The 8,461-nt window shown below is 69.5% G+C and carries 8 protein-coding genes; 4 read left to right on the forward strand and 4 right to left on the reverse strand.

What is annotated here, in order from left to right:
- Nucleotides 1-127: 127 nt before the first annotated feature.
- Nucleotides 128-1,138: an NAD-dependent epimerase/dehydratase family protein gene (locus NON22_RS16125; RefSeq protein ID WP_257387969.1), complete on the reverse strand. Its 1,011-nt coding sequence runs from the start codon at nt 1,136-1,138 to the stop codon at nt 128-130.
- 88 nt (nt 1,139-1,226) lie between these two features.
- Nucleotides 1,227-3,116: an arginine decarboxylase gene (gene speA, locus NON22_RS16130; RefSeq protein ID WP_257387970.1), complete on the reverse strand. Its 1,890-nt coding sequence runs from the start codon at nt 3,114-3,116 to the stop codon at nt 1,227-1,229.
- 233 nt (nt 3,117-3,349) lie between these two features.
- On the opposite strand from speA, the gene speE reads away from it, so the two are divergent.
- Together speE and NON22_RS16140 are read left to right on the forward strand one after the other, a co-directional pair.
- Complete coding sequence (speE, locus tag NON22_RS16135; RefSeq protein ID WP_257387971.1) at nt 3,350-4,201, forward strand: polyamine aminopropyltransferase; 852 nt, start codon at nt 3,350-3,352, stop codon at nt 4,199-4,201.
- Between the two features lie 280 nt (nt 4,202-4,481).
- The gene (locus tag NON22_RS16140) at nt 4,482-5,390 is read left to right on the forward strand and encodes an AEC family transporter (RefSeq protein WP_257387972.1); all 909 of its coding nucleotides are present in this window, start codon (nt 4,482-4,484) and stop codon (nt 5,388-5,390) included.
- A gap of 332 nt (nt 5,391-5,722) precedes the next feature.
- Here the strand turns inward: NON22_RS16140 and NON22_RS16145 are convergent, their stop codons facing one another.
- Nucleotides 5,723-6,493: a plastocyanin/azurin family copper-binding protein gene (locus NON22_RS16145; RefSeq protein ID WP_257387973.1), complete on the reverse strand. Its 771-nt coding sequence runs from the start codon at nt 6,491-6,493 to the stop codon at nt 5,723-5,725.
- A 92-nt stretch (nt 6,494-6,585) separates the two neighbouring features.
- The gene (locus tag NON22_RS16150; RefSeq protein ID WP_257387974.1) at nt 6,586-7,308 is read right to left on the reverse strand and encodes a TorF family putative porin; all 723 of its coding nucleotides are present in this window, start codon (nt 7,306-7,308) and stop codon (nt 6,586-6,588) included.
- 223 nt (nt 7,309-7,531) lie between these two features.
- Here NON22_RS16150 and NON22_RS16155 point away from each other — a divergent pair, with 223 nt between their 5' ends.
- On the forward strand, nt 7,532-8,152 hold the full coding sequence (locus NON22_RS16155; protein ID WP_257387975.1) for an RNA polymerase sigma factor: 621 nt from the start codon (nt 7,532-7,534) through the stop codon (nt 8,150-8,152).
- A gap of 2 nt (nt 8,153-8,154) precedes the next feature.
- Nucleotides 8,155-8,461: zf-HC2 domain-containing protein (locus tag NON22_RS16160; protein ID WP_257387976.1), on the forward strand; the 307-nt coding region annotated here is incomplete at its 3' end.

Raw genomic sequence — 8,461 nt, forward strand, 5'->3', positions numbered from 1 at the left:
CGCGCGGCACTGGCTCGCGCAGCGGCCGTCGGCCGGACTGACCCTGAATCGCGCGGTCGGCGCGGTGCTGCTGCTGACCGCGCTGTGGACCGCGGCGGCCGGCTGGCGCGCGGCCTGAGCGCGCGGTTCAGCCTTTGCGCTGCTGCATGCGCTGGCGTGCGAGGAATTCGCCGACGCGGGCCAGACCTTCGTTCGTGCTGACGCGCGGCGCGTAGCCGAGATCGCGGCGCGCGGCGGCGATGTTGAACCAGTGTGCCGTGGACAGCTGTTCGACGATGAAGCGCGTCAGCGGCGGCTCGGACTTGAGCCGCAGCAGCTTCCAGATGCGTTCGAGATTCGCGCCGACGAAGCGCGCGAAATCCACCGAGATGCGGCGTTCCTCGGGCGGCAGGCCGGCGGCCTTGAGCAGCGCGTTGATCATCGCGTCCTGATTGACCGGCTCGCCCTGCGTGATGAAGTAGGCCTTGCCGGCGATCGCCGAACCCGGCTCCAGCTTGTCCAGCGCGAGCACGTGCGCCTCGGCCGCGTTGTCGACGTAGACCGTGTCGATCTTCTTCGGCGTGTCGCCGATGTGGCGCAGCCGGCCGCGGGTCGAGCGGTCGATGATGCGCGGCAGCAGGTGCGGATCGCCGGGACCCCAGATCAGGTGCGGGCGCAGCGCGACCGTGGCGAGCTGCGCCGAGTTCGCCGCGAGCACGCGCTGTTCGGCGCGTGCCTTGGTCTGTGGATACGCGGCGAGGAAATGCGTCGCGTACGGCGCGGATTCGTTGACCCCGTTCAGGTCCTTGCCGTCGTGCACGACGCTGGGGCTGGAGGTGTAGACCAGGCGCGGGATGCGATGGATCTCGCAGGCCGCGAGCACGTTGTCGGTGCCGCGCACGTTGATCTCGTAGTACTCGCCGAGCGGACCCCAGGCGCCGGCCTTGGCCGCCGTGTGCACGATCGCGTCGCAGCCTTCGGCCGCGGCCGCGACGAGATCGAGATTGCGCAGGTCGCCGATCCGCTGCTCGACGCCGAGCGTCGCGAGCTCGGGATAGTCGTGGCGATTGAACGCGCGCACCGCATGGCCGCGCGCGACGAGCTGCTTGCAGACGGCCTTGCCGAGAAAGCCGCCGCCGCCGGTTACGAGTACTTTCATGACGCCTTCCCGTGTCGATGCGGATGCGCCGGTTCGCCGGCGCGGACATCGGGCGGCGCGGCGGACTGCCCCGCCACGCCGCCGTGCCTCAGGGCGATTCGGCCAGATAGGTATAACCGGTCAGCCCGGTTTCCAGCACGGCCTCGAACTGCCGCGCGGCCTCGTCGCTCAGGCCGGCCGCGGCGATCTTGTCGCGATAGGCCTGGCGCAGCGCGGCGAGATCGTAGCCGACGTAGTCGAGCATGATGTCGCAGGAGTCGCCGCGCTTGAACTGCGACAGCTGCGGCGTGCCGGCGTCGTCGATGTGCACGCTGACCGCGTCGGTGTCGCCGAACAGGTTGTGGATGTCGCCGAGCGTTTCCTGGTACGCGCCGACCATGAAGATGCCGAGGCGGTAGGACTCGCCGCTGCGCAGCTCGTGCAGCGGCAGGCTCACGTCGAGACCGTCCTCCTCGACGTACTGGTCGATGCGGCCGTCGGAATCGCAGGTCAGGTCGCCGATGACGCCGCGCCGCGTGGGCTCCTCGTCCAGGCGCGTCAGCGGCACGATCGGAAACACCTGGTCGATGGCCCAGACGTCGGGAATCGATTCGAACACGGAGAAATTGACGAAGTACTTGTCGACGAGGCGCAGGTCGAGCTCGTCGATGGCCTGGCGGTGCGCGCGCTCCTCGGGCTTGAGGCGGCGGCGCACGATCGTGACGATCGCGTAGAACAGATCGTCCAGGCGCGCGCGGTCGGCCAGCGACAGCTGGCCCAGGGCGTACAGGGTCTGGCCTTCGGCGACGTGGTGCTGCGCTTCCTGGTACAGCTCCAGCAGCGGACGCTCGTCGAGCTCGGCGTGGATTTCGCGCAGATGGCGCAGCACGGCCGGTTCGTTCGCGCGCTCGGGCGGAATCGCGCCGGTCGGCGCCTGCTCGACTTCGCTGACGTTGACGATGAGCACGGCATGGTGCGCGGTCATCGCGCGGCCGGCCTCGGTGATCACGCGCGGCGCCTTGAGGCCGTGCTCGGCGCAGGCCTCGGCCAGCGGCTGCACGATCGTCGCGGCGTACTGCTCCAGGCCGTAGTTGATCGAGCAGAACGAGCGCGAGCGCGAGCCTTCGTAGTCGACGCCGAGGCCGCCGCCGACGTCCATCGTCGCGATCGGCAGGCCCATCTTCGACAGCTCGACGAAATAGCGCACGGCCTCACGCATGCCCGCGGCGATGTCACGCACGTTGCTGAGCTGCGAGCCCATGTGGAAATGCAGCAGCTTCAGCGTGTGGTCGAGCTTGTGCCGGCGCAGCTCGTCGACGAGGTCGAGCACCTGCCGCGGCGTCAGGCCGAACTTGGCCTTGTCGCCGCCGGTGTTCTGCCACTTGCCGGCGCCGAGCGTGGCCAGGCGCATGCGCACGCCGAGCAGCGGCTCGACGCCGAGCAGGCGCGATTCCTCGATGACGTGGGCCAGTTCCGACGGCTTCTCGATGACGATGTAGATCTCCAGCCCGAGGCGCCGGCCGATCAGCGCGAGGCGGATGTATTCGCGGTCCTTGTAGCCGTTGCAGATCACCGTGCTGCCGGGCTTGGCCAGCGCGAGCACGGCCATGAGCTCGGGCTTGGAGCCGGCTTCGAGGCCGAAGCCGCGGTCGCCGTGCGCGGCGAGCTCGCCGGCCACGCCGCGCTGCTGGTTGGTCTTGATCGGGAACACCGCGGTGTAGCCGCCGGCGTAGTCCCAGTCGGCCATGACCGTCGCGAACGCCGCCTGCAGCCGCGCGCGGCGGTGATGCAGGATGTCGGAGAAGCGCACGAGCAGCGGCAGCCGCGAACCCTGCGCCTGCGCCCGTGCGACGATCTCGTCGAGCGCCAGCGCGGGGCCGTCCGGCCCGTGCGGCCGGGCGACCATGCGGCCCTGCTCGTCGATGTCGAAATAGCCCTCGCCCCAGTAGGGCACCGCAAAGCGCTGGCGCGCCTGTTCCACGTTCCACGCATTCGTCATTGACGCTGTTCCTCAACTGTCCGAGTGTGCGTCGCAGCGGCGGGGCCTGGACGTAAAACGATGGCGTCAGCCACCTTCCCGACGGCCGGAAGCCTCGCACGCCGCGGGGCCGTAGGGCCGGTCATTGTACTTGGCGAAGGTCTAGCGTCGACGACGGCGGCGGACGCGACCAAAGCCGCCGGGGAACCGGTACAATCGCGCGCCCCGTCCGACCCTCCTCCGAGCACAGCGCCATGTCCGAGAACTCCTGGTTCACCGAGCAGCACGAGCACTCCGGCTCGTCCATCGGTTTCCGCGTGAAAGAAAAGCTGCACGCGGAAAAGACGCCGTTCCAGACCATCGAGATCTACGACACGACCGACTGGGGCAAGCTGATGGTCATCGACGGCTGCATGATGGTCTCCAGCCGTGACAATTTCCTGTATCACGAGATGATGTCGCATCCGGCCCTGTTCACCCATGCGCGGGCCAAGCGCGTCGTCATCATCGGCGGCGGCGACTGCGGCACCCTGCGCGAAGTGCTGCGTCACGACGAGGTCGAGAAGGCGATCCAGGTCGAGATCGACGAGCGCGTCACGCGCCTGGCCGAGAAATATTTCCCCGAGCTTTGCGAAGCGAACGACGATCCGCGCGCCGAGCTGCTGTTCATCGACGGCATCAAGTACATGGCCGAATGCGAGCCGGAGTCGCTGGACCTGATCATCGTCGACTCCACCGATCCGGTCGGTCCGGCCGAAGGCCTGTTCAACGCCGCGTTCTACACGAGCTGCTACAAGGCGCTGCGTCACGGCGGCATCCTCGTGCAGCAGTCCGAATCGCCGCTCGTGCACCTGGACCTGATCAAGGCCATGCGCCTGGCGATGAAGAGCGCCGGCTTCCAGGCCGCCAGGACGCTGAACTTCCCGCAGCCGTGCTATCCGACCGGCTGGTGGAGCTGCACGATGGTGCGCAAGGGCGCCGACCTCGCCGGTTTCCGCGAACGCGGTGCGGCGAGCAAGCAGTTCGCGACGCGCTACTACAACGTCGACATGCATCGCGCCGCGCTGGCACAGCCCGAGTTCGTGCGCGAGGCGCTCGGCGAATAAGCGCGGCGGCAGGCGGCCGCGCGGCGCGGGTCATCCGCGAACCGCCGGCGAACCGCTCCGGCGCCGCACGCCGGTCCGCCGGACGAGCGCAATGCCAGCGCCGGCCTCCGCCGAGTCGGAGGTCGGCCGGCACGCCAGCGTTCCGGCTTTCCCGCAGATCCCTGCGCCGCGTCCGGTTCGCCGCGGCCGCGCCCCCTGCCTTGGTCGTAGGCGCCCGGAAAGCGCGCCGCGCGGCGCTAAGCTGCGCCGCCGGATTCCGCCGCCGCTGCCGTACCGCGCCATGTCCGTCTTCGCCGCTTTCGCCTTCGTCCTGCTGCTGATGGCCCTGGGCCGCTCGCTGGCCTGGCGCCGGCTCGTGCCCGACAGCGCGCCCGATGCGCTGAACATCGTCGTGCTCTACGTCTGCATGCCGGCGTCGATCCTGCTGCAGGTGCCCAAGCTGCAGTTCGCCTCGGCCGCGTTCGGGGTCGTGCTCGTGCCGTGGCTGCTGCTCGCGGCGAGCACGGTGCTCCTGCTCGGCGCGGCGCGGCTGCTGCGCCTGCAGCGGCCGGACACGGCCGTGCTGCTGCTCGAAGTGCCGCTCGGCAATACCTCGTTCCTCGGCTACGCGCTGATCCCGGTGTTGGCGAGTCCGGCGGCGATGCCGTTCGCCGTGCTCTACGACCAGTTCGGCAGCTTTCTGATCCTGTCCACGTTCGGGCTGACCGTCATCGCGATCTATTCCGGCGGTGCGCGGCCGACGCCGGGCGTCGTCATGCAGCGCGTACTGCGTTTTCCGCCGTTCCTCGCGTTGGTTTTCGCCCTGACCCTGATGCCGGCGGAGCCGCCGGCCGCCATCGTCGCGGTGCTGCAGCAGCTCGCCGGCGCGATGCTGCCGCTCGTAGGCCTGGCGCTGGGCATGCAGCTCAAGCTGCGCCTGCCGCGCTCGCAGCTGCTGCCGCTCGCACTGGGGCTGGCCGGCAAGCTGTTCGTGATGCCGGCGCTGGCGTGGCTGCTCTGCCTCGCGCTGGGTCTCGGTCCCGACGCGCGCGCCGCCGTCGTGCTCGAATCGGCGATGCCGCCGATGATCACCGCCGCCGCGCTCGCCGCGATGGCGCGCCTGTCGCCCGAACTCGGCTCGGCCCTCGTCGGCTACGGCGTCGTGCTGTCGATGGCGAGCCTGCCGTTGTGGCGGTGGTGGCTGGGTTGAGGGCCGGGAACGGGGAATCGTATGAGCGCTGCGCGGTTGCGGATCGTTTCGCGGGTCCGCACAGTCGCTTTGCAGTCTGCGGTAACTGCTTGGCGATAGATTCCGGTCGGCGCGGGATTGCGTGAGTCCCGGCCACGAGGCCCTCTCCCCCAGGCGCGGAACGCGCTTGGGGGAGAGGTTGGGTGAGGGGTAGAAACCCAATCGGATGCGCCGCCCGAACTCTCGCCGTGATGCGGATTCGTTGAAATTATTGACCTGAATTCAACGGAGTGACGGGCGCAAGAGCCCTTTCTCCCGCACGCGCAGGAGAGAGGGAAGTTCGGATACGACGCCTACGGACAGCTCGTCCCCTGCACCGACGTCACGCGTTCGAGCGCGAGCGTGCCGGAAGCCGTGAACAGCGGGTCGACCGAAGTCCAGCTGACGCTGCCGGCGTTACAGCCCGTGAACGTGAAGGTCAGCGTGCCCCAGGGCGGATTCGTGATCTGGGTCGGGTCGAAGTTCGGCGGGAAGCGGCCGCCGCGGCTCTTGACCGCCTGCATCTCGATGCGGTTGTTCGCGATCTGGCCGACGCCGAGTATCCAGACCTGGTTGCCGTTCGCGTCGAAGGTGAACCAGAACGCCGTGACGGTGGTGTCGTTGACCTTCTCGAGCTGGAAGCCGTGGCCGCTCTGCGCCGGGTTGAACCAGTTGCCGCTGACGGCGCTGCCGATCGAGAACGCGGGGCCGCCCTGCACGGTGATCTTGCCGGACATGCCGATGCCGCCGGGTGCGCCGTGCGCGGTGCAGTAGTAGGGCACTTCGCCGGGTGTGCCGAAGGTCAGGGTCTGGCTCCATTCGCTGGAATTCGGCGCGCCGCCGGAGGGATTGCTCGTACTCTTGCAGTTGTTGGAGCACTGGAACGAGCCGTCGTCGGCGACCACATTGTGGAAACCGCCGGCATTGCGGAATGTCACGGTATCGCCGGCCTGTATCGTCAGGTTGGACGGCGAGAAGCCGTTGCCGCTGCCGCCGACCGTGACGACGTGGTTGGCCGCGAAGGCCAGGGTGGTGGACAGCAGCAGGCTCGCGCCGGCCGCCCATTGCGCGATTCGCCGAATCATAGGTTTGCCTCCGTCACGGAAAACGCCGCGCGGACTGCGCGGTTCGTGAGCGTGAGTGCGGATCGCGGGCGTATCGGTTGCGCGACGCGCGTTCAGAAGTTCCAGACCATCGTCGTGACCCAGCGCCGGCGCTCGGTCGACCCGGTGTTGTACTGGGTAGCGTCGGGCGTGGCCCAGAGCAGCGAGGTGTAGACGTAGACGTCGCCGATGCCGTAGCTCAGGCCGACGTTGCCGTAGGCGTAGTCGAGCCTCGCGGCGTGCAGCCGCGCATAGCCGAGCCCGACGTCGGCCGCGAGGCGGCCGGCCAGCGGCTGCCGGTAGCTGAGCTCGGCCGCGGCGGCGAAGCCGGTCGGCGCGCCGAGGTAGCTGAACACGCCGGGCGTGTCCGGCGACAACGCGAGGCTCGCGCGCCAGCGGCCGCGCCAGCCGATCGCCGCGGTCAGCTCGTTGTAGTTGAGTTCGTCGCGCCAGACATTGTTCGGCGATTCGTAATGGATCAGGCCGAGCTTGGCCGACCAGTCCTCGTCGAGCTGCCAGCGCCGGTCGAGATAGAGCGTGTACTGCGCGCCGGCGTCCTGGAACGGCGGCCGTTCCTGCGAAGCGCCGAGGCCGACGACCCAGTCGGTGCCGAGGCCGTAGTGCAGGTCGGCCAGCCAGGCCGGCCGGCCCGAGCTCAGGCTGACACCGCGATAGACGTTGTCGGTGCCGTAGCCGAGCGAGCCGCCCCAGCCCTGCGCCTGCGCGGCGCCGGCCGCCGCGGCCAGCAGCAGGCCGGCGATTCCACGCGAACAGCGGTCGTTGCGGATACCGGCCATGGCGCAGAATCTGCCTGAGCGTTGGGAGACGGACGAACCTACACCGACAGGCAACCGCCGAAAAAGCCGGCAATGGTTATTTGGCGCAGCGGTTCACAACCGGAGCGGCTGCCGCGAGAGTCCCCCGATGCCCGCGGACCGGCGCCGGGGCGCCGGCAACGGCGACACAACCATTTGCCGCGGCGGCGGCACTCAGTGGCGACAGGTGACCGGCCGGAACCCCATGGAATTCACCAGCGACAACCAGGAAGGACCGGATGCCGGCGCGGCGGACGCGGGAGAGGCGATAGAGCGCCGCCTGCTCGCGTCCGTCGCGCGCGGCGACCGTGTCGCATTCGAGCGCCTCTACCTGCGCCAGCACGGCGTGCTCGCGCGCTTCCTCGCTCGGCATACGGCGCGGCGCGATCTCGTCGACGACATCATCAACGACGCGTTCTGGGTGGTCTGGCGCAAGGCGGCCGAGTTCCGCGGCGATTCCAAGGTCGGCACCTGGATCGTCGGCATCGCCTACCGCTGCATGCTCAAGACCCTGCGCCAGAACCTGCCGGCGGCCGAAGCCGAGGAAGAGCTGCCGGACCCGGCCGCCGCGGAAACCGGCGAAGCCGAGCAGCGCGAACTGCGCGACTGGGTGCGGCGTGGCCTGGACCTGCTGTCGCCGGAGCAGCGCATGACCCTGGAGCTGGCCTACTACCTCGGCCAGTCCTGCGAGGAAATCGCCGTGATCATGAACTGCGCGACCGGCACGGTGAAGGCGCGCATGTTCCACGCGCGCCTGCGCCTGCGCAATTCGCTGCCGGCGCTCGGCGGCGCCGATCTGGCCGCGAATCCCGCCGAACGGAAATGACCATGAGTGACGAAGGCCTTTCGCATACGCAGACCTGGGACCTGATTCCCTGGGTCGTCAACGGCACGGCGACGGCGGCGCAGCGCGCCCGCGTCGAGCAGCATCTGCGCGACTGCGCCGACTGCCGCCGCGAATTCGCGCTGCAGCAGCAGTTCCAGGCCGGCCTCTGCGACGACGCGGAGACCGCCGAGCTGGACCCGCGCCCGGGCCTCGACCGGCTACTCGCGCGCATCGACGCCGACGCCGTGCCGCTGCCGGCGGCGACGTCGACGGCGAACCGCGCCGGCGGCTGGCTGCCGTGGCTGGCCG

The organism is Tahibacter caeni, from assembly GCF_024609805.1.
Taxonomy (GTDB): Bacteria; Pseudomonadota; Gammaproteobacteria; order Xanthomonadales; family Rhodanobacteraceae; genus Tahibacter; species Tahibacter caeni.

What these genes read in the sequence shown, in the direction of transcription:
- NON22_RS16155 (WP_257387975.1), top strand. Translation starts at nt 7,532, where the DNA reads ATGGAATTCACCAGCGACAACCAGGAAGGACCGGATGCCGGCGCGGCG.
- NON22_RS16145 (WP_257387973.1), bottom strand. Translation starts at nt 6,493, where the DNA reads ATGATTCGGCGAATCGCGCAATGGGCGGCCGGCGCGAGCCTGCTGCTG.
- NON22_RS16150 (WP_257387974.1), bottom strand. Translation starts at nt 7,308, where the DNA reads ATGGCCGGTATCCGCAACGACCGCTGTTCGCGTGGAATCGCCGGCCTG.
- speE (WP_257387971.1), top strand. Translation starts at nt 3,350, where the DNA reads ATGTCCGAGAACTCCTGGTTCACCGAGCAGCACGAGCACTCCGGCTCG.
- NON22_RS16140 (WP_257387972.1), top strand. Translation starts at nt 4,482, where the DNA reads ATGTCCGTCTTCGCCGCTTTCGCCTTCGTCCTGCTGCTGATGGCCCTG.
- NON22_RS16125 (WP_257387969.1), bottom strand. Translation starts at nt 1,138, where the DNA reads ATGAAAGTACTCGTAACCGGCGGCGGCGGCTTTCTCGGCAAGGCCGTC.
- speA (WP_257387970.1), bottom strand. Translation starts at nt 3,116, where the DNA reads ATGACGAATGCGTGGAACGTGGAACAGGCGCGCCAGCGCTTTGCGGTG.